This is a genomic window from Paraburkholderia sediminicola, from assembly GCF_046026895.1.
Classification (GTDB): Bacteria; Pseudomonadota; Gammaproteobacteria; order Burkholderiales; family Burkholderiaceae; genus Paraburkholderia; species Paraburkholderia sediminicola_C.
In genome coordinates this window covers 44,490-64,526 of sequence record NZ_JAQQEU010000042.1, presented here as the reverse complement: position 1 = coordinate 64,526, position 20,037 = coordinate 44,490, and the positions used below count along the sequence as shown (strand labels likewise).

General features: G+C 63.6%; 20 protein-coding genes. 12 read left to right on the top strand and 8 right to left on the bottom strand.

The features are described from left to right. Positions 1-17 precede the first annotated feature (17 nt). The gene (locus PQR02_RS25795; RefSeq protein WP_408237817.1) at positions 18-1,133 is read right to left on the bottom strand and encodes an AI-2E family transporter; all 1,116 of its coding nucleotides are present in this window, start codon (positions 1,131-1,133) and stop codon (positions 18-20) included. A gap of 270 nt (positions 1,134-1,403) precedes the next feature. Between PQR02_RS25795 and PQR02_RS25790 the strand changes: the two genes are divergently transcribed. The 4 genes from PQR02_RS25790 (at position 1,404) to PQR02_RS25775 (ending at position 5,325) form a co-directional block, all read left to right on the top strand. Then, positions 1,404-2,618, top strand: a complete 1,215-nt coding sequence (locus PQR02_RS25790) for a DUF2863 family protein (protein WP_408237814.1) — start codon at positions 1,404-1,406, stop codon at positions 2,616-2,618. Positions 2,619-2,835: 217 nt separating this feature from the next. Next, positions 2,836-3,705 carry a LuxR C-terminal-related transcriptional regulator gene (locus PQR02_RS25785; RefSeq protein WP_408237811.1) on the top strand — a complete coding sequence of 290 codons (870 nt, stop codon included), beginning with the start codon at positions 2,836-2,838 and terminating at the stop codon, positions 3,703-3,705. 118 nt (positions 3,706-3,823) lie between these two features. Continuing rightward, positions 3,824-4,498 (top strand): energy-coupling factor ABC transporter permease, encoded by a 675-nt coding sequence (locus PQR02_RS25780; protein ID WP_408237823.1) that lies wholly within the window; start codon positions 3,824-3,826, stop codon positions 4,496-4,498. A gap of 170 nt (positions 4,499-4,668) precedes the next feature. Beyond that, the gene (locus PQR02_RS25775; RefSeq protein ID WP_408237808.1) at positions 4,669-5,325 is read left to right on the top strand and encodes a BspC domain-containing protein; all 657 of its coding nucleotides are present in this window, start codon (positions 4,669-4,671) and stop codon (positions 5,323-5,325) included. A gap of 116 nt (positions 5,326-5,441) precedes the next feature. Here the strand turns inward: PQR02_RS25775 and PQR02_RS25770 are convergent, their stop codons facing one another. Together PQR02_RS25770 and yaaA are read right to left on the bottom strand one after the other, a co-directional pair. Continuing rightward, on the bottom strand, positions 5,442-6,596 hold the full coding sequence (locus PQR02_RS25770) for a M14 family metallopeptidase (protein WP_408237805.1): 1,155 nt from the start codon (positions 6,594-6,596) through the stop codon (positions 5,442-5,444). A gap of 36 nt (positions 6,597-6,632) precedes the next feature. Beyond that, a complete protein-coding gene (gene yaaA / locus PQR02_RS25765) occupies positions 6,633-7,415 on the bottom strand; it encodes a peroxide stress protein YaaA (protein WP_408237802.1) in 783 nt (260 codons plus the stop codon). A 57-nt stretch (positions 7,416-7,472) separates the two neighbouring features. Between yaaA and PQR02_RS25760 the strand changes: the two genes are divergently transcribed. Together PQR02_RS25760 and PQR02_RS25755 are read left to right on the top strand one after the other, a co-directional pair. After that, positions 7,473-7,970 (top strand): putative toxin-antitoxin system toxin component, PIN family, encoded by a 498-nt coding sequence (locus PQR02_RS25760; protein ID WP_408237799.1) that lies wholly within the window; start codon positions 7,473-7,475, stop codon positions 7,968-7,970. A gap of 150 nt (positions 7,971-8,120) precedes the next feature. Further along, complete coding sequence (locus tag PQR02_RS25755; protein WP_408237796.1) at positions 8,121-9,293, top strand: pyridoxal phosphate-dependent aminotransferase; 1,173 nt, start codon at positions 8,121-8,123, stop codon at positions 9,291-9,293. 106 nt (positions 9,294-9,399) lie between these two features. On the opposite strand, the gene PQR02_RS25750 is transcribed toward PQR02_RS25755, so the two are convergent. Beyond that, entirely contained in the window at positions 9,400-10,047 is a 648-nt protein-coding gene (locus PQR02_RS25750) for a glutathione S-transferase family protein (protein ID WP_408237793.1), read from the bottom strand. Positions 10,048-10,172: 125 nt separating this feature from the next. Between PQR02_RS25750 and PQR02_RS25745 the strand changes: the two genes are divergently transcribed. From PQR02_RS25745 to PQR02_RS25720, 6 genes are all read left to right on the top strand, one after another. Further along, entirely contained in the window at positions 10,173-11,741 is a 1,569-nt protein-coding gene (locus tag PQR02_RS25745; RefSeq protein WP_408237790.1) for a 3-hydroxyacyl-CoA dehydrogenase, read from the top strand. Then, entirely contained in the window at positions 11,738-12,526 is a 789-nt protein-coding gene (locus PQR02_RS25740) for an oxepin-CoA hydrolase, alternative type (protein ID WP_149673705.1), read from the top strand. Before PQR02_RS25745 ends, PQR02_RS25740 begins: the two co-directional genes overlap by 4 nt. A gap of 33 nt (positions 12,527-12,559) precedes the next feature. Beyond that, a complete protein-coding gene (locus PQR02_RS25735) occupies positions 12,560-13,276 on the top strand; it encodes a histidine phosphatase family protein (protein ID WP_408237786.1) in 717 nt (238 codons plus the stop codon). Between the two features lie 20 nt (positions 13,277-13,296). Then, positions 13,297-14,403: a phosphotransferase gene (locus tag PQR02_RS25730; RefSeq protein ID WP_408237783.1), complete on the top strand. Its 1,107-nt coding sequence runs from the start codon at positions 13,297-13,299 to the stop codon at positions 14,401-14,403. Positions 14,404-14,501: 98 nt separating this feature from the next. Continuing rightward, a complete protein-coding gene (locus tag PQR02_RS25725) occupies positions 14,502-15,761 on the top strand; it encodes an acyl-CoA dehydrogenase family protein (RefSeq protein ID WP_408237780.1) in 1,260 nt (419 codons plus the stop codon). 140 nt (positions 15,762-15,901) lie between these two features. Continuing rightward, a complete protein-coding gene (locus PQR02_RS25720) occupies positions 15,902-16,603 on the top strand; it encodes a glutathione binding-like protein (protein ID WP_408237777.1) in 702 nt (233 codons plus the stop codon). 131 nt (positions 16,604-16,734) lie between these two features. On the opposite strand, the gene PQR02_RS25715 is transcribed toward PQR02_RS25720, so the two are convergent. The 4 genes from PQR02_RS25715 to PQR02_RS25700 are packed head-to-tail and all read right to left on the bottom strand — an operon-like array spanning position 16,735 to position 20,037. Then, the gene (locus PQR02_RS25715) at positions 16,735-17,211 is read right to left on the bottom strand and encodes a MaoC family dehydratase (RefSeq protein WP_408237774.1); all 477 of its coding nucleotides are present in this window, start codon (positions 17,209-17,211) and stop codon (positions 16,735-16,737) included. Beyond that, positions 17,208-17,666: a MaoC family dehydratase gene (locus PQR02_RS25710; RefSeq protein ID WP_408237771.1), complete on the bottom strand. Its 459-nt coding sequence runs from the start codon at positions 17,664-17,666 to the stop codon at positions 17,208-17,210. Before PQR02_RS25710 ends, PQR02_RS25715 begins: the two co-directional genes overlap by 4 nt. 36 nt (positions 17,667-17,702) lie before the next feature. Further along, a complete protein-coding gene (locus tag PQR02_RS25705; protein WP_408237768.1) occupies positions 17,703-18,830 on the bottom strand; it encodes an acyl-CoA dehydrogenase family protein in 1,128 nt (375 codons plus the stop codon). Between the two features lie 10 nt (positions 18,831-18,840). Then, positions 18,841-20,037, bottom strand: coding sequence for an acyl-CoA dehydrogenase family protein (locus PQR02_RS25700; protein WP_408237765.1), 1,197 nt, complete (start codon positions 20,035-20,037; stop codon positions 18,841-18,843).

The following is a 20,037-nucleotide window of genomic DNA, read 5'->3' as shown; positions in this document are numbered from 1 at the left end:
TATCTGAATGACGCCATTCAAGGCGCCTTTTCTATACGTCGCGGTTCATCGACCACCGGCCCCTTCAGATCGGGCGCTAACGAATGCGCCGCGGGCGCGCCAATCGTCCAGTCGTGCAGCACGGTGTACGCGACCGCCAGCAACGTCGGTCCGATGAAAACACCGAGGAAACCGAAAGCCAATGCGCCGCCCAGAATCCCCAGCATCACGAGGATCAGCGGCATATCGCTATTCTTGCCTATCAGGATCGGCTTGATGACGTTGTCAGACATGCCGACAGCTAGCACGCCCCACACCACCAGAAAGATTGCCCATCCGGTCTCACCGCCGTGATATAGCCAGATTGCCGCAGGCAACCACACAATCACCGGACCGCCGGGCACCACCGACAAAAAGAACGTCGCCAGCCCAAGCAGTGCTGGCGCTGGCACCCCCGCAATCCAGCAGCCGAAGCCAGCCAGGACGCCTTGCACGAGCGCGGTGCCGAGAATTCCGTAGACCACGCCCTTCACGGTGCTGCCCGCAAGTGCCAGCAGATAATCGGCACGCTCGCCGGCGATGCGTCGCATGCCCGCATTCAGCCAGGCAGCCGCCCCCTCCCCGCCGGTATAAAAGAAGAACGCGAGCACGATACTCAACGCCAACAGCCCCAGACCGTGCGTGACAGCAAGCGCCGCCGCCAGAATCCACTTCCCGGCCGGCGCCGCGAGCGTGCGCAGCTGCGCGATCAATTCCGAATCGCTGCTCGTTAAATGCGCCCAAAAGGCAAGAATGTTTGAACCCACCAGAGGAATTCGGCCGACCCACGCCGGCAATTCCGGCAAGCCGTCTTCGAAGAGCCTTTGCACCAGGGCAACGATCTCGTGAACGTGCGCGCCGAACGCAAACCCCGCGTAAACGAACGGCCCGAGCACGACAATCAGAATGATGACCACGATCAAAGTGGCGGCCCATTTGCGCCGCCCGCCGAGCGCCGCGGCCAGCCGCCGGTAAAGACCCCACGAGCTGTAACTGAGGATGGCCCCCCACAGAAGCGCAGTCGTAAAAGGCGCCAGCACCAAAAGCGACCCGCCCACCAGGACAAGCAGCGCGAATACGGCTGCTAGACGTTCGATCAGCTGGTCCGATTTCACAATGAATCTCCTCTTGAGCCAGACCTCGGCGACAGATTGACATACGCCTGTCAGGCGCCCACTGAACGCCGTCAGTATAGAAGCGAGTCGCGCCTCCAGGGGTGTGTTGGGGACGTCTTATACCATCCGGCCAGGTCGATATAGGCTCCCCCCGCCAGGCTGATTTTTCGTGTAGAAACGCCCCAATCGATTGGGCGTTACCGCCCAAATAATGTGGTGGCATAGAAAAGACTACAATATAAGGTTCCGTGCCCCCCAATATCCGGATTTATGCGCTCGCGAATCGCCAAACGTCTCCCCCCCGATGCCGACAAACTTGTCGGCCTCTCGCTCGCGCTCTTTGCGTCGGGCAGCCGCACCGAAGACCGCTTCTGGGAAGCGAAGCTCGATGCGCTGCTGGCCAAGATCATCCGCAACGCCAACCAGACTACGTTGGACGCCGCGCTAGATCATTTGCAGCAAAATCATCCCGATGCTTACGGCGCGCTCGCCGACATGGCGGAAACGCACAGCGAGTCGTTCGTCTTCGACCACGATGGCGTGCCGTACGAAGCGCTGCTGATTGCCGCGCCCGTGCTCGCGTGGACCCGCTACGTGATTCCTTCCGGCCCGCTCAAGGCCGACGCGGCCGATGCGTTGCGCGCGCACCTGCAAGCGCATGTGCTGGCGGCCGACACACGCGTCGCGATGGCGCCGTTCCTGTACAGCATCGACCAGTTGCCGCGCCATCATGTCGAAACTTGGCGCATCGCCCAGCAACTCGCGCAGGTGGCGATGGCTGGCGGCAATGCGAAGCTCAATTTCGGCGAACTGCCGGAAACCTCGCCGATTCTGGCCGACCCACGCTTCCTCTTGGCCGTCGTCGCGGCGCCGGTCGGCGCACCGGTATTCCGTTGGCAGGAAGAGGAACACGGTAGCCGCATCGAGCGAGGCCAATGTCTTGAACAATGGGCCACGCAAGGAGGCGCGAATCTGTCGCTGGTGCTGCCGGGCTGCGAATTCGAGTGCCTGTTGCCGGACGCGTACTACTCGGCCTGCCGGGACGCCGACGAAAGCGTGCGCCCTCATACGGTGCGTACCGCCGTGCGTTATCTGTTCGACACAATTGGCGCAGCGCCGCAGGAATTGCGCGCGGTGGTCGCCGGCTTCGGCGAACAACGCATCGACGAGTACCGTGTGGGCTTCACGCGCCGCGGCAGCAATGACGTGATTTACGGCGTTGTCTGGCCTCTGTACGGCCGCGAGAACGGCGAACCGGGCATTGACGAAGAACCGCAGGAGAGCGCCGCGTCGGACGATCCGCTGGAAGAAATCGTCGCGCTACTCAAGGAGACGGGCGTGACCGACGTGCGCCGCCACGCGGGCCGCTTCGAGCCGGAGTATTGCGATGATTGCGGCGTGCCGCTCTATGCCGATCCGCTCGGCGAGATCGTCCACGCGGAAATGCCGGAGGACGCGGAGCCCGCGCAACCGCATTTCCATTGAGCATTCACGCGCGCGTGATCGCGCGCTGCCGTCCAGAGAAAAATAGCCCCGCTAAGCGGGGCTTTTGCTTGATGGCTCATCCTTCCTATGCCTTTTGGACAGGCCGTCAAGTCGAAGGGAATTTGTCATCATAGGACGGCGACGAATCGCAAGGCATCTTGCTCATATGCCGGATAGATGCGTCGCGCCACTTCGCCCGAATCATCTGGAGACATGAATGCGATTCTCGATACTCAACTCAAACGCGGAACGACGTGACGGACTCAAGGCACTGCTGAGACAAATCGACCGGCTGGCGCGCTTCACGGAAGCGCAGGACTGGCGGCAAATCGAACGCACGTTTAAGCGTCACCGTCCCGACCTGCTCGTGGTCGACTGGCAGGACTGGATGACTGTCGCGGATGCGCGCGAGCTGCTCAGCTACTTCCCCGATCTGCGCGTCGCGGTACTGACCGACAACATGTCGCCGGCCACCGTGCGAGCGCTGATGGACGAAGGCGTGCTCGGCGTCATACCCCGCGAAACGGATCCGAGCCTGATCATACGTGCGTTGGAAATGGTACTGCTGGGCGGTCACTACGTGCCGCCCGGCGCACTGGCGCTCGATCCCCCGCTGCCGCCGGATACCGCCATCCGCATATTCGACGCGAAGAGCCCACCGCCCCGCCGCACCCGGCTTTCCAGCGGATTGTCGCCTCGTCAGGAGCAGATCATGCGCTGCGTTCACATGGGCAGCACCAACAAGATGATCGCGCGCACGCTCGGCATTAGCGAGGGTACGGTCAAGATCCACCTCACCAGCATATTTCAGCAGCTAGGCGCACCCAATCGCGCCGCCGCGGTCGCGCTCTACAACGGCTGGCTGACCAATCATTTGCAGGTGCTGCGCAACGGCGAGGGCACGGCGCGTCCCGTGATGGGGCAAGCCGGTGTCGTGCCGCTGCGACGCCACAAGCCGCGGCGCTTCCAGTATCCGTTGCCCGCCGACGACACGAGCGCCCCGCTGCCAATGGCAGCCGAGCCCAGCACGCCCTATGGGGACGCGCCGCCCGCCACGCGGACGAAGGAGCCGGATCCACAAGGCTAAAGAAGACGTCCACCGCCGCGCGAGCGAACGCCTCGACACGCACTCTCAGGCGGCGTTTGCGTCGGCTGGCATGGAATCCGCTCACACCTTTTCTCGTCCAACGAGTAATATGAGATACATGGGTTTCCTCTACACACCGCTTCCGTTCTGGATCGCTGTCGGTGGCTGGATCGTCACCGCGATAGTGGTCGCGCTCGCGCTGTGGAAAAACCCTTTCAAACGACTTCAGGACGGCACCCTGCAGCATGTCTGGCTTGCGATCATCGTCGCGGTGTCGGTGCTGTGGGCGAGCAATGCGTGGCTTGACGACGGCACTGTGATGCACCTGCTCGGCGCCACGCTCATCGTGACGCTATTCGACTGGGCGCTGGCACTGGTCGCAATGGCCGTCATCACGGGGCTCGCCGCAGTCGTCTTCGACGCCCCATGGCAGGGCATCGCGCTGACTTTTCTCGTATACGGCGCGTTGCCTGTCGGCATCTCAACGCTGCTTCAGCGCATCAGCATCGCGTGGCTGCCGCGCAACCTTTTCATGTTTATCTTCGGCCAGGGTTTTGTCTCGCCCGCCATCGCGGTATCGCTCACCGCCGCCGGAGCGCTCGGCATCCACGTCGCGCTTGCGGATGGCGCGATGACCGTGGTGCCCGTCGGCTACGCATTCAGCGTGCTTCTGCTCGCCACCGGCGAAGCCTGGTTCACAGGCATGTCGACGGCCTTGATCGCGGTCTACCGTCCGGCATGGGTCACCACGTATGATGTGCGCAGATATCGTCTGGGCGGCCCCCGCACCTGACTCCCGCGAACTTCCGGTGCATCCGCCCACCGGCCGGCCAGCCGCATACGCCTGCAAGGCCCTTCAAGCCCGCGCCCTGGGACAGGAAAAATATTTATGCGAGGATTGAACTCCCCCCTCTCCGCGGGCATCTTACTTGCCTCTCGTCTTATCAGCGTCTAAAGAACTAGATGGATCGCACCAACACGCCGCGCCGATTGCTGCGGTTAGTCGGCCGGTTAGCAACAGTTGCAGCGGGGCTCTCGCTCATCTGCGCCGCTCCCGCATTCGCCGATCAACTTGTACAGCACAACGACCTCGTCAACAAATTCGTCAATGACCTGCATGCAGATCCGCTAGTCGCGGACTGCGCCGCTCATGGCGACTTTGTCGCAAGCACTTCGACTGTCTTCGATCACGTCGAATTTCCACCCAGCTCTTTCGACAGCGCGCACGCGTCGGTCACGCCATGGAACGATGCGTTCGACGAGGGCAAACAGCGCGTCAAGGTAGACAACATCGTCACGGTCGAAGGGCTGGGCATCCGTCAGAGCGGAGAAGGCGATCCTGCTGCGCTGAAATTCCGCTGCGGCTATGTGGGCGCTCAGATGCTGGCGTTCAGTTGGAACGATCCGGTGCCCCCGTCTCGCGCGCGTAGTGGCGGATCTGCGGGATCGGCCGCCGCGTCGGGAAAGCACAAGAGCACAAAGGGCAAGCACTCCACGAGCGACAAAACGACCAAGAAAGCGATCTCGAAGCCGTCCAAGTCGAGCTCGGGCAAATCGTCGAAGGCGACATCGACCAAAACGGCCACCAAGAAAACTTCGGCGAAGAAGAAAACGCACTGACGGGCGCCGCCCAGGCCGCATCGCGGCCACAGACGCGAGCCATGCCGCCGCCATGAAAACGAGGCGCACACGTCACCGTGTGCGCCTCGTTTTTTGTCCCACGCCCGCGGTCCGCTTCAGGCAAACGTTTCGACGTGCTGCAGGATCGCCTGCAGCATCGCAGCGCCGAGCGACGCGCTGCGCTCGCCGTTCCAGCCGACCCGCTCGTCGGGCAGATTGGCGTTGTCCTTGAACGGTATCTCCAGCGTCAGCGACAGGCAACCGAATTCGTTGCCGATGTACTTCGACGCGAGCTTCAACGCATCCTCACGATACTTGCTCGCCGCATAGCCGTATTTGTTCTGAAAGTCGGGACTCGCCTGCTTGAATGCGTCGATGAATGCTTTCTGCTCCTGGGCCTGCCGCTCGGTGAAACCCGGCAGCATTTCGGAGCCGGCCACGAACACGTAGGGCAGCGCCTCGTCGCCGTGGATATCGAAGAACAGGTCGCAACCCGTCGCGTGAATCGCATCGCGCACCACCCGCACTTCCGGACTGCGTGCGGCGTCCGGCTCCATCCATTCGCGATTCAGGTTCGCGCCGACGGCGTTGGTGCGGAGATTGCCGTGCACGCTGCCGTCCGGATTCATGTTCGGCACGATGTAAAACACCGCATGATCATAGAGCTTGCGCGCGACCGGGTCGCCCGCCCAATCGCCCCAACCCGCGAGGCGCTTCACGAGCCCCTCGATAAACCATTCGGCCATCGTCTCGCCCGGATGCTGGCGCGCGATCAGCCAGATCTTCTTTTTGGGCGTGTCTCCGGTTTGCGGCGTGCCGAGCGTGAGCAGCGACATGGGCCGGCCTTCGACGCTTCTGCCCAGTTCGGTGAGCACGGCCTGCGGCATCTGCTGCACGGCGCCGAGAAACTCCGAATGACGCTCCTCGCTATACGGCTCGAAATACGCGTAGTAAATGCGGTCGAAATCCGGCGTGTGGTCGATGGTGAGCACGCGACCATCATACGAAGTCGGCACGCGGAACCAGTTCACGCGGTCATAGCTCGCCACGGCCTGATAGTCGCGCCAGCCTTCGGCGAACGCGCACGCGGCGGCATTTTCGAAAGTCATCACGCAGCGCGTGTCTGCCGCGCCCGACACGCGGAAGTAAAACCACTGCGCAAACTCGGCGTGGTTGTCCGGCCGCACGCGCAGACGGATATTGCCGGCGTCCTCGCAGGACAGCACTTCAATTGCGCCCGCGTCGAAATTGCTCGTAATCGATAGCGTCATGATGTTTGTTCCCTGCCTCGGTGCGCGGCGAAACGCTTATTCAGCGACGCGGCGGCGAAATACGTAAGTGGAATCGTTCGAAGCCTCGGCGACGAACGCATAGCCTTCGGCGTCGAAGTCCTTCAACTGCTCGGGGCGCTCGACGCGGTTTTCCACTGCGTAGCGCGCCATCAGGCCGCGCGCGCGCTTTGCATGAAAGCTGATGATTTTGTAGCGGCCGCCCTTCCAGTCCTCGAACACGGGTGTCACGACGGGCGCGTCGAGCAGCTTCGGCTTGACCGACTTGAAGTACTCCCCCGACGCGCAATTCACCAGCACGGGCGACACCGCGGCGTTCCTTTTCAGTTGCGCGTTCAACGCCTGCGTAATGCGCTCGCCCCAGAACGCGTACAGATCCTTGCCACGCGGATTGGCGAAACGCGTGCCCATTTCGAGGCGGTATGGTTGCAGCAGATCGAGCGGGCGCAGCAGGCCGTACAGGCCGGACAGCACGCGCACGTGATTCTGCGCATAGTCGAGATCGGCCGGCGACAAGGTCTTCGCGTTGAGGCCCTCATACACGTCGCCATTGAATGCGAGCACCGCCTGCTTGGCGTTGTGCGTGCCGAATTGCGGCGACCATTCGGCATAACGCTGAAAATTGAGGTGCGCGAGCTGGTCGGAAATGTCCATCAGCGAGGCAATCTGCTGCGGCGACAAACGGCGCAATCCGCCGATCAGTTCGGCAGCTTCGTCGACGAAATCGGGAATGGTGTGCTTTTCGACGTGCGGCGGGGTTTCGTAGTCGAGCGATTTCGCCGGCGACAGAACGATTATCATAGAGGCTTGCAGGCACGCCGTGCCTGGCGGTCAAAGACGAAAGCCAGATTGTAACGAATGCCCGGTTCCCATGCCTCACACGGCGCTTTGCGCGTCGTCCTCGACTCCAATGTCTGGATCGATATTCTCGTGTTCGACGATCCGCACACGCGGCCGATCGCAGCCGCGCTCGCAAGCGGCGCGCTGGCCGCGCTGATCGACGCGCGCTGCCTCGCCGAACTGGCCTATGTGCTCGACTATCCGCAATTCGTGCATCGACATGTGGACAAGGCCGCGGCGCTCGCGGTCGTCGCGCGGCTCGCGCGAGTGGTCGACCCTGCCGCCCCCGCCGAAGACGCGCCGCCGTTGCCCAAATGCAAAGACCGCGACGACCAGAAGTTTCTCGAACTCGCCCATGCCGCGCAGGCCGACTGGCTGGTTTCGAAAGATCGCGCGGTGTTGAAGCTCGCCAAACGTATTGCGCGCGACTTCGGCTTCCAGATCGCCCAGCCGGCGCCGTTCGTCGCCGCCATCAGCGCTTCGTTGAGCGCCGTTGGCGAAGCCGCGCCAGCGTGAGCGCGGCGGGATGAACCCTGCCCGAACGGCCAACGCGGGCCTCGCGACGCGCACGCAGCGCCGCGATTCCCTACAATCAGGCTTCGGGCCTCGCAAACGGCGCCACTCGCCTATTTCGCCAACCCACTCGCCCACGCTCCGGACAGCGCCATGAATGCACCGCACGACACGCCCACGAGTCCCTCGTTTCCTTCTCGCCTGCCGAATGTCGGCACGACGATTTTCACCGTGATGAGCGCACTTGCCGCCGAAAAAGGCGCGGTGAATCTGGGCCAGGGCTTTCCCGACTTCGGCTGTGATCCGCGCATTGTCGACGCGGTCGCGAACGCGATGCGCGACGGCCACAACCAGTACCCGCCGATGGCCGGTGTCGCGCCGCTGCGCGAGGCGATCTCGGACAAGATCGCGAACCTGTACGGCCGCCGCTACGACGCGACCACCGAGATCACCGTGACCGCGGGCGCCACGCAGGCCTTGCTGACCGCGATTCTCTGCGCCGTTCATCCGGGTGACGAAGTAGTCGTGGTCGAGCCGACCTACGACAGCTATTTACCGTCGATCGAACTGGCCGGCGGCAAGCCGGTCTTCGTCACGCTCGACGCGCCCGGCTACGCGATCCCGTTCGACAAACTCGCCGCCGCGATCACGCCGAAAACGCGGCTCCTGCTGATCAACACGCCGCACAATCCGACCGGCACGGTCTGGCGCGCGCAGGACATGCGCAGGCTCACAGAGATCGTGCGCGGCACCAACGTGCTGATCCTCTCCGACGAGGTCTACGAACACATGGTCTACGACGGCGCGCCGCACGAGAGCGTCGCCCGTTACCCGGAACTGGCGCAGCGCAGCTTCGTGGTGTCGAGCTTCGGCAAGACCTATCACGTGACGGGATGGAAGGTCGGCTACGTGGCGGCCCCCGCCGCGCTCACCGCGGAGTTCCGCAAGGTGCACCAGTTCAACGTGTTCACGGTCAATACGCCGATGCAGGTCGGTCTGGCCGAATACATGCGAGATCCGGCGCCGTATCTCGAGCTGCCGGCTTTTTATCAGAAGAAGCGTGACTTCTTCCGCGCGGGCCTCGCGAAGTCGCGTTTCAAGTTGCTGCCCTGCACGGGCACGTATTTTCAGTGCGTCGATTATTCGGCGATCAGCGATTTGCCCGAAGCCGAGTTTGCCCAATGGCTGACCGGGGAAATCGGCGTCGCGGCCATTCCGGTCTCCGCGTTCTATCGCGAGGCGCATGAATCGGGCGTGGTGCGCTTCTGCTTTGCCAAGCAGGAGCACACCCTCGCCACCGCGCTCGAACGGCTGGCGCGGCTCTAGGGTGCCCTGCGCGATGCTGCGAACGAACCCATGTTCCTCGCTAGCGCGCGCAGCGGCCAATGAGTGCGTGGCACACGTTGGCCTGTCCCAGCGGCGGCGCCCCCCATCAAGCCGGGCGCGTCGCCGCGATATACGCTTTGCGGTCCTCGGTCACACGTTGCGCGGCCGGCCGCGCGTTGATCGTCTTCACATAGCGCTTCCAGTCGAGGCCCGCGTCGAGCAGAAAATCGCGGCCGTAGATGGTCTGCGTGGCCATGCCCACCAGCGGCAGGCTCACATACCCAGCGGTATCCGCTACGCTGAAACGCTCGCCGCACAGATGCGGCCCGAACTTCGCGATTCGCCTGAAACCGGCGATGTGATGCGCGAGCAGTTTCTCGACCCGTCCTTTAGTCGCATCGCTCACGGTCCCGCCGAAAAACGCTTCCTTGTAGAGATTGCGCGCGCTCAGTTCGAGATGCACGTCGACGAACATGATCATCTCGCGCTCTTTGGCCGCCTCCCATGGGTCAGCGGAGAATATCCGCTTGTCGGGAAAGCGCGCGGCCAGATACTCGACGATGCATTGCGATTCGCACAGATCGCCCTCCTCGGTCTGCAGGTAAGGCACCTTGCCGAGCGGCGAATGCTCGAGCATGGCCTTGTCCTGGCTGGGCAGCACGGGCACCTCTTCGAACGGAATACCGTGTTCGAGAAGCACGAACTTTACTTTGTTGTAGTAGTTAGAGAGCGCGAAACCGCACAGCTTGATCATCCGGTGTCTCCTTCCTTCGAGTGGTATGAGACCGCGCAACACAGTCAAAACAGCGGCCTTCGAACAATCATCCAGTAAATTGCACGATCGTGCTATTCTAAAAAACCATGGAGCCGAGCCTCACAATGAACTCTCGCAATTTCAATATCGAGACTATCGGCATTGTCGGAACCGGTGCAATGGGTCGCGGCATTGCGCAGATCGCCGCGCTGGCGGGCCTGAAGGTGCGTCTGTACGACACCAACCCCGCCGCCATCGGCGCCGCGCGCGACTACCTCGCCGAGACTTTCGCCAAACTGACGTCCAAAGGCAAGCTCGACGAGGCCCGCTCGCTCGCGGCGCTCGCCAACGTCAGCGGCGCGCAAGCGCTCGGCGGGCTGGCCGGCTGCGATCTGGTCGTCGAGGCGATCGTCGAAAAGCTCGACGTGAAGCAGGCGCTCTTTCGCGAACTCGAGACCGTGGTGAGTGGCCGTTGCGTGCTGGCGTCCAACACGTCGTCACTGTCGATCACCGCGATCGCCGCCGGCTGCACCGACCCGTCACGCGTGGTCGGCTATCACTTCTTCAATCCCGTACCGCTGATGAAAGTCGTCGAGGTGATCGACGGACTACGCAGCGATCCGGCCGCGGGCGACGCGCTGATGGACCTCGCGCGCCGCATGGGCCATACGCCAGTGCGCGCGAAGGATATGCCCGGCTTCATCGTGAATCACGCGGGGCGCGGCATGAACACCGAGGGCCTGCGCGTGGCGGGCGAAGGCGTGGCGAGCTTTGCGGACATCGATCGCATCATGCGCGAGCAGGCGGGCTTTCGCCTCGGGCCGTTCGAGCTGCTGGACCTGACGGCGCTGGACGTCTCGCATCCGGTGATGGAGTCGATCTATCATCAGTTCTACGAAGAACCGCGCTTCACGCCGTCGCCGATCACCGGCACGCGGCTCGCGGGCGGATTGATCGGCCGCAAGACGGGAGAAGGCTTTTACCGCTACGTCGACGGCAAGCAGCAGGTGGCGGCCGAAGCGCCCGCGCCCACCGAACTGCCGAAAAGCGTGTGGGTCAGCGCGCGTTATCCGCAAGCCCATGACGCCGTCGTGGAACTCATCAGCAAAGCTGGCATAAAGCTCGACGGCGGCGCCGCGCCCGCAGCGGACTCGCTGATCGTCGTCACGCCGTTCGGCCATGACGCGACCACCGCGGCGGTCGACGAAGCGCTTGATGCGAGCCGCGTCGTCGCCGTCGACGCGCTCTTCCCGCTCGTCGGCGCGCAACGCCGCACGCTGATGACCACGCCGGCCACCACGCGCGCCGCACGTGACGCCGCGCATGCGCTGTTCGCCGCCGATGGCGTGCCCGTCACCGTGATCCGCGACTCGACCGGCTTCGTCGCGCAACGTGTGGTGGCGACGATCGTCAACATCGGCTGCGACATCGCGCAAAAGCAGATCGCCACGCCGGACGATATCGATCTCGCCGTGACGCTCGGCCTCGGTTATCCGCGCGGCCCGCTCGCCCTCGGCGACGCGCTCGGCGCGAAAACCATCCTCACGATTTTGCGCAACATGTTCAGCGTGCTCGGCGACCCACGCTACCGTCCGTCGCCCTGGCTCGCGCGGCGCGCGCAACTCGGCCTGCCGCTGACCCAGCGCGACGCGGCGGACCTTCAATCGCAAACACACACGGAGACCCAAGCATGAGCGCCGAACTGCTGACCTCGCGCCCGACCGAAAGCGAATCGACACTGATCCTCACGCTGTCGAACCCCGGCGCACGCAACGCGCTGCATCCGGACATGTATGCGGCCGGGATCGAAGCGCTCGATTCGGTGGAGCGCGATCCGTCGATCCGCGCCGTCGTGATCACCGGTGCCGACAACTTTTTTTGCGCGGGCGGCAATCTGAACCGCCTGCTCGAAAACCGGGCGAAAGATCCTGCCGTGCAAGCGGAGAGCATCGATCTGCTCGGCCAATGGATTTCGGCGCTGCGCCTGTCGTCGAAGCCGGTGATCGCGGCGGTCGATGGCGCCGCCGCCGGCGCGGGATTTTCGCTCGCGCTCGCGTGCGACCTGATCGTGGCCGCGGACGACGCCAAATTCGTGATGTCGTATGCACGCGTGGGCCTGACACCCGACGGCGGCGGCTCGTGGTTCCTCGCTCAGGCGCTGCCGCGCCAGCTGGCCACTGAAGTGCTGATCGAAGGCAAGCCGATCGGCGCCGCGCGTCTGCACGAACTGGGCGTCGTCAACAAGCTGACGAAGGCCGGCACCGCACGCGACACCGCCGTTGCCTGGGCCGACGAACTCGGCAAGATCTCGCCCAACTCGGTCGCGCGCATCAAAGGGTTGATCGGCGCTGCCGGCACGCAACCGCTGGCCGACCATCTGATCGCCGAGCGCGATAGCTTCGTCGCGTCGCTGCATCATCGCGACGGTCTCGAGGGGATTTCCGCGTTCCTCGAAAAACGCGCTCCGGTCTACAAATAATCCGCGCGCCACCCAGGAGAGAACCCGCCCACCATGTCCGACTATCAACTGCCCAAACGCCGCCGCATTTTCCTGATGCGTCACGGCGACGTCACCTACTTCGACGACTCCGGCCGCGCAATCGACCCCGAGACCGTGCCCTTGAACGCGAACGGCCGCGAACAGGCAAGTGCGGCGGGCCGCGTGTTCGCCGAACAGCAGGTGCGGTTCGACCGCGTGATCGTCAGCGGTTTGCCGCGCACGGTCGAAACCGCGCAGCGCGTGCTGGCCGAGACGGGCCAGCACATCGAACTCGAGATCGAGCCCGCGTGGCAGGAGATTCGCGGCGGCAAGCTCGGCAGCATTCCGCAGCAGGATATCGAGGCGGCTTTTCTCGGCGTGTTCGACGGCATCGTGCCGGAAAGCACGCGCTTTCTCGACGGCGAAACCATCGGCGCATTGTTCGATCGCGTGCTGCCGGCGGTCGCGGCGCTGCGCGAGGACAGCTCGTGGGACACCGTTCTGCTGGTCCTGCATGGCGGCGTGAACCGCGCCATCCTGTCGCATGCGATCACCGCGGGCGGGCGCACGTTCTTCGGCCATCTGTCGCAGGCCACCGGCTGCATCAACGCGCTCGACGTCGGCGCGGCGCCGCGCGACTGGGTGCTGCGCACGCTCAACTATTCACCGCCGTCGCCGCTGCATCGCGACGTGCGCAACACCACGATGGAAATGCTCTACGCGCAATTCGTTCAATTCAAGCGTCGCTGAACCCGAACTGGAGGAGACACATGGTGCAAGCCACACAGACCGGCGAACCCGAACACAAGCCGGATTATTCGTCCTTCGAGGGCACACGCCCGGTCAACGAGCAGCAGCGCTTCGACAGTGACGCGCTCTCTGCGTGGCTGACCCGGCATGTCGACGGGTTTGCCGGACCGCTCACGCTGGAGCAATTCGCCGGCGGCCAGTCCAATCCCACGTTCAAACTGGTCACGCCGTCGCGCTCATACGTGATGCGCGCGAAGCCCGGCCCCGCCGCGAAACTGCTGCCGTCCGCGCACGCCATCGAACGTGAATACCGCGTGATGCGCGCGCTGGCCGACACCGAGGTGCCGGTCGCACGAATGCTCGCGCTGTGCGAGGACGAAAGCGTGATCGGCCGTGCGTTCTACGTGATGGAGTTCGTCGAAGGCCGGGTGTTGTGGGACCAGTCGCTGCCCGGCATGACGCCCGCCGAACGCGCGGCGATCTACGGCGAAATGAACCGGGTGATCGCGGCATTGCACAGCGTCGACGTAGAAGCCGCGGGTCTCGCCGACTACGGCAAGCCCGGCAATTACTTCGCACGCCAGATCGGCCGCTGGAGCAAGCAGTATCTTGCGTCCGAGACCGAACCGATCGACGCGATGCAGCGCCTGATCGAATGGCTGCCGCAGCATATGCCAGCCGAAACGGGCGCGCGCGCATCGGTCGTGCATGGCGACTACCGGCTCGACAATCTGATCTTCCATCCGCACGAGCCGCGCGTGCTCGCGGTGCTCGACTGGGAGTTGTCCACACTGGGCGATCCGCTCGCCGACTTCGCCTATCACTGCATGGCGTGGCATGTCGATCCGGCGCAATTCCGTGGCATTGCGGGTCTGGATTGGGCCGCGCTCGGCATTCCCGATGAAGCCCAATACGTCGAACGTTATTGCAAGCGGACCGGCTTCGAGATTCACGGCGACTGGAATTTTTATCTGGCGTACAACATGTTCCGCATCGCCGCGATCCTGCAAGGGATCATGAAGCGCGTCGTCGACGGCACCGCGTCCAGCGCGCAGGCGCTCGATGCGGGGCGTCGCGCGAAGCCGATGGCCGAGCTTGCATGGCGCTACGCGCAGAAAGTGCGTTAGCCGGGTTGGCGAGCCGGGCTACGTGTGCCCCGCTACGCGCCCCAGGCTACGCGCCCTGATCCAACATCATCCGCTGTCCGTTATCCGCGAGGTCTCAGATGAATTTCGATTACACCCCGAAGGTTCAGGCGTTGCGCGAAAAGCTGCTCGCTTTTTTCGACGAGCACATTTATCCGAACGAGCAGGCGTTCTACGCGGAGATTGCGCGCAATCGCCAGAACGGCAATGCATGGCTGCCGACCGAGCTGATCGAGCAACTCAAACAGAAGGCGCGCGACGCCGGCTTGTGGAACCTGTTCCTGCCCGAGTCGACGCGCGGCGCCGGGCTGACGAATCTCGAATACGCGCCGCTGTGCGAGATCATGGGCCGCGTGCCCTGGGCGCCGGAGGTGTTCAACTGCAACGCGCCCGACACCGGCAACATGGAGACGATCGAACGCTACGGCAGCGACGAGAATAAGCGCGAGTGGCTCGAACCACTGCTGCAAGGGCACATCCGTTCGGCGTTTCTGATGACCGAGCCGGAAGTGGCGTCGTCCGATGCGACCAATATCCAGACCAGCATCGTGCGCGATGGCGACTACTACGTGATCAACGGTCACAAGTGGTGGTCCTCCGGCGCGGGCGATCCGCGCTGCAAGGTCTACATCGTGATGGGCAAGACCGATCCCGACGCGCCGCGCCACCAGCAGCAGTCGATGATCCTCGTTCCCGCCGACGCCTCCGGCATCACCGTGCACCGCCCGCTCACCGTGTTCGGCTACGACGATGCGCCGCACGGCCACATGGAAATCACGCTCGACAACGTGCGCGTGCCCGCCAGCAACATGCTGCTCGGCGAAGGCCGCGGCTTCGAGATCGCCCAAGGCCGGCTCGGGCCGGGACGCATCCATCACTGCATGCGTTTGATCGGCCTCGCCGAGCGCGCGCTGGAACTGATGGCGAAGCGCTCGCTGCAACGCGTCGCATTCGGCAAGCCGGTGGCGGCGCAAGGCGTCACGCAGGAGCGCCTCGCGGAGGCCCGTTGCATGATCGAACAGGCGCGCCTTCTGACGCTGAAAACCGCGTACATGATGGACACCGTCGGCAACAAGGGCGCGCGCGGCGAGATCGCGATGATCAAGGTGGTCGCGCCGAACATGGCCTGCCAGGTGATCGACTGGGCGATCCAGGCGCATGGCGGCGGCGGCGTCAGCGACGACTTCCCGCTCGCGTATGCGTACGCATCGGCAAGAACGCTGCGCTTCGCCGACGGCCCTGACGAGGTGCACCGCAACGCCATCGCCAAGCTCGAACTCGCGCGTCATATGGATGCGGGCGCGGCCGCTAGCGTGGAGATGCCGGTCACGCGGGTCTAAGCGATGGGTGAGCGCGGGTTGGCTGCAGGCGGCCAGAGCCGCCTGCCGCGCCGCAAGCAGCATCGTGCGATCTATGCTCTAATTTTCGTCAATGTCGGCGCCCTGTTTTGCGGCGCCGCTTTCACGAACAAGGAGCCAGGATGATCGATGTCTATAGCTGGGCGACCCCGAACGGCCACAAGGTTCACATCATGCTCGAAGAAACGGGCCTACCGTACAACGTGCACGCTGTGAACATCGGCGCAGGAGACCAGTTCACGCCCGAATTTCTCGCAATCAGTCCGAACAACAAGATCCCGGCAATCGTCGATTCCGAAGGTCCGAAAAGCGGCGACGGCAAACCGTTCGCGCTGTTCGAGTCGGGCGCGATCCTGATTTATCTCGCCGAGAAAACCGGCAAGTTTCTGCCGGCCGATCCGGCCTCGCGCTATGCGGTGCTGCAATGGCTGATGTTCCAGATGGGCGGTCTGGGTCCGATGCTTGGGCAAACCCACCACTTCCGCATTTACGCGCCCGAGAAGCTCGACTATGCGATCAATCGCTACACGAACGAAACGCGGCGCCTGTATGGCGTGATGGACACGCAACTCGGGAAGACACAGTACCTCGCGGGCAATCACTATACGATCGCTGACATCGCCGCGTTTCCGTGGACCCGTTCATGGCAAAACCAGGGCGTCGACCTCGATGCGTTTCCAAACGTGAAACGCTGGCACGAAGAGATTGCCGCGCGGCCGGCGGTGGTGCGCGGCGTCGAAGTGCTGGCGTCCGCCCGTGTGCCGCTAATGGACGACAAGGCGAAAGAAGTGCTGTTCGGCGCGACGCAATACGCGAAGCATTAGTTTTTGCGGCGACGCACTGGCGTTGGCAATTGCCTGCGGGTGCCACCTACGCCACAGCAGCCACAAAAAAGCGCGAACCGGCATGAATGCCGTTCGCGCTTTTTTTTTTGCGGCATGCACGTGCCGCAGCGTTAAAAATAATGCCGCGTGATGAACTCCGCGACGCACACCGGACGGTCGCTGCCCTGCTTCTCCAAGGTCACGGTCCACTCCACCTGCACGCCGGCGTTGTCGATGTCGCCAACGGACTCCACTGCGAATTTCGCGCGCAGTTGCGAACCGACCAGCACCGGTGCTGTGAACCGCACGCGGTTCAATCCGTAATTGACGCCCATGCGTTGTTCGAGCGCAAGCGTCTTGCCCAGCAAAGCGGGGATCAACGACAACGTCAAAAAACCATGCGCGACCGGGCCGCCGAATGGCGACTCGCGCCTCGCCCGCTCCGGATCGACATGAATCCACTGATGATCGCCGGTGGCCTCGGCAAAACGTTCGACCTTGGCCTGATCGACCGTCAACCACTCACTGAGCAATGGCTCGGTGCCGACCAGCGCACGCAAGGCCGCCGCATTGCGGAAAGCAGCGACAGGCGCCGCGCTGGCCGTCATGATGCGGCTCGCGGATGGCGCAGCCCGAACATGCCCTTCGAGCGCACCGTGATCACTGTTTCGCCGTGCTGATTGATGCCCTCCCAACACGTCGACACGATGCCGCGATCCGGCTTGCTCTCTGAAACGCGCTTGTCGACCACGACGTTCATCATCGTAATCGTGTCGCCGACGCGCACCGGCTTCAGCCAGCGAATCTCGTCGATGCCGGGCGAGCCCATCGACGTGGAGTCCGCGAGCACGTTGCGCACCAGCATGCCCATCATCACCGAGCAGGTATGCCAGCCGCTTGCCACCAGGCCGCGAAACGGCGACTCGGCCGCCGCGGCTTCGTCCAGATGAAACGGCTGCGGATCGAACTTCTGCGCGAATTCGACGATCTCCTCACGCGTGAACGTGTGCTTGCCGATTTCGATGGTCGTACCCACCACCATGTCCTCGAAACTGACTCTCATGGTCGCACCTCCTTTTTGTCGGGTTGAGCGCGCCGATCAGGCTTCGGCGGTCGCGAAGCCGGGCAACGCGGCAAACCGCGCGAGATGGTGATCGACATCGCCCAGCGTGGTTTCGATGATGGCGAGGCGCTTGAACAGATGCGCCGCGGCCACTTCGTTCGTGACACCCATGCCGCCATGCAGCTGAACCGCCTGCTGCCCGACGAAGCGCGCGGCCTGACCGACCCGGACCTTGGCTGCCGAGACCGCGCGGCGCCGCTCGTCAGCGTCTTCGCTGCTGTAGCGCATGGCGGCCAGATAGGTGATCGAACGTGCCTGCTCAGCGTGAATCAGCATTTCGACCATGCGATGCTGCAAGGCCTGAAAGCGTGCGATCGGCTGGCCGAATTGCTGGCGCGTCTTGGTGTAGTCGACAGTCGCGATGTTCAGCGCGTCGAGCGCCCCGATCGCCTCCGCGCACAGCAGCAAGGTGCCGTAGTCCGCGATATGTTCGAGCGCCGCCGCGCCCGCATGTTTGCCGGCGAGCCGGCGCGCGGGGGTGCGGTTGAACTCGAGCGTGGCGGCGCGTTGACCGTCGATCGTGCGGTAGTCCGTGATTTTGACGCCGGCCGCGTCGCGCGCGACGACAAAGAGCGCGATCTCGCCGTTCAACCGGGCCGGCACGATCCAAGCGTGGGCTTGCGCGCCATGCAGCACGGCCGATTTCGTGCCGCTCAATGTCTGCTGTTCGCCCTCTGCACTCGCGGTCGTGGCGACTTCAAACAGGTCGTAGCGCGCGTGCGGCTCGTGAAATGCGACGGCCAGCTTGATCTCGCCCTGCGCGGCGCGTTCGAGCAATGACGCGTCCTCACCCTCGCCGGTGCCCGCGAGGCGCAGCGCCTCGATGCCGACCGCGGTCGCCCAATAAGGCTCGACGACCAGTGCGCGGCCAAGCTCCTGCATGACCACCAGCATATCGATCGGACCGCCGTTGAATCCGCCTTGCGCTTCCGGCACGGGCAACGCAGTCAAGCCCAGCTCCGTCAAGGCGGCCCATTGCGTGTCCGACAGACCGGCTTCCGAGCGCACGATCGCCTGACGTGCTTCGAAGCCGTAGCTCTTGTCCAGATAGCGGCGCAGCGCGTCGGTGAATTGCTGCTGTTCGTCGTTGAAAGTGAAGTCCATGCGCCGCTCCTCAAAGTCCGAGAATCATCTGAGCGATGATGTTCTTTTGAATTTCGTTCGAGCCACCGTAAATCGACGTCTTGCGGTAGTTGAAGTAGTACGCGGCCAGCGGCGCGGCATCGTCGTCGCCCGCGACGCTATGCTCGCGTTCACCTTCGAGGAACTGCGGATCGAACGGCGCGGCGAGCGGCCCGATTGCCTCGAACATCAGCTCGGTCAGCGCCTGCTGCACTTCCGTGCCTTTGATTTTCAGCATCGATGCTTCCGGTCCCGGTCCACGCCCGCCTGCCTCGTTGGCGACCACGCGCTGCACGGTGACCTCGAGCGCCATCAGCTCGATCTCGAGGCTCGCGACTTTCGCGGCGAAAACCGGATCTTGCAGCAACGGTTTGCCATTCTTCTTTTGATCCAGCGCGACGCGCTTCAGGAATACGAGTTCGCGCTTCGACTGTCCGACGCGCGCAATCCCCGTACGCTCATGGCCGAGCAGATACTTTGCATAGGTCCAACCGCGATTCTCTTCACCAACCAGGTTTTCGACCGGCACCCTCACGTCTTCGAAGAACACCTCGTTGACCTCGTGCTCCTCGTCGAGCGTGATGATGGGGCGCACGGTGATGCCCGGCGTTTTCATGTCGATCAGCAGGAAAGAGATGCCCTCCTGCTTCTTGGCGCCACTGTCGGTGCGCACGAGGCAGAACATCATGTCTGCGTATTGGCCCAGCGTGGTCCAGGTCTTCTGACCGTTGACCAGGTAATGGTCACCGACGCGCTCGGCGCGCGTACGCAGCGACGCCAGATCGGAACCGGAGCCCGGCTCGGAATAGCCTTGGCACCACCAGTCCGTGCCGTCGAGAATACGTGGCAAATAATGGCGCTTCTGTGCCTCATTGCCGTATTTCATCAGCACCGGCGCCACCATCGAAACGCCGAATGGCAACACGGACGGCGCGCCGATACGCGCGCACTCTTCTTCCCAGATGTGCCGTTGGGTCGCGTCCCAGCCCGGGCCGCCGTATTCTCGCGGCCACGCGATCACCGACCAGCCCCGAGTGCCGAGCAGCTTGTGCCAGCTTGCGAAGTCTTCGCGGGAAAGACGCTTGTGATTGAGTACCTTGTCGCTCAGCTCGCGAGGCAGATTCGCTTCGAGCCAGGCGCGGATGTCGGCGCGGAACGCGTCGTCTGCGGGGGAATAGTCCAGATTCAT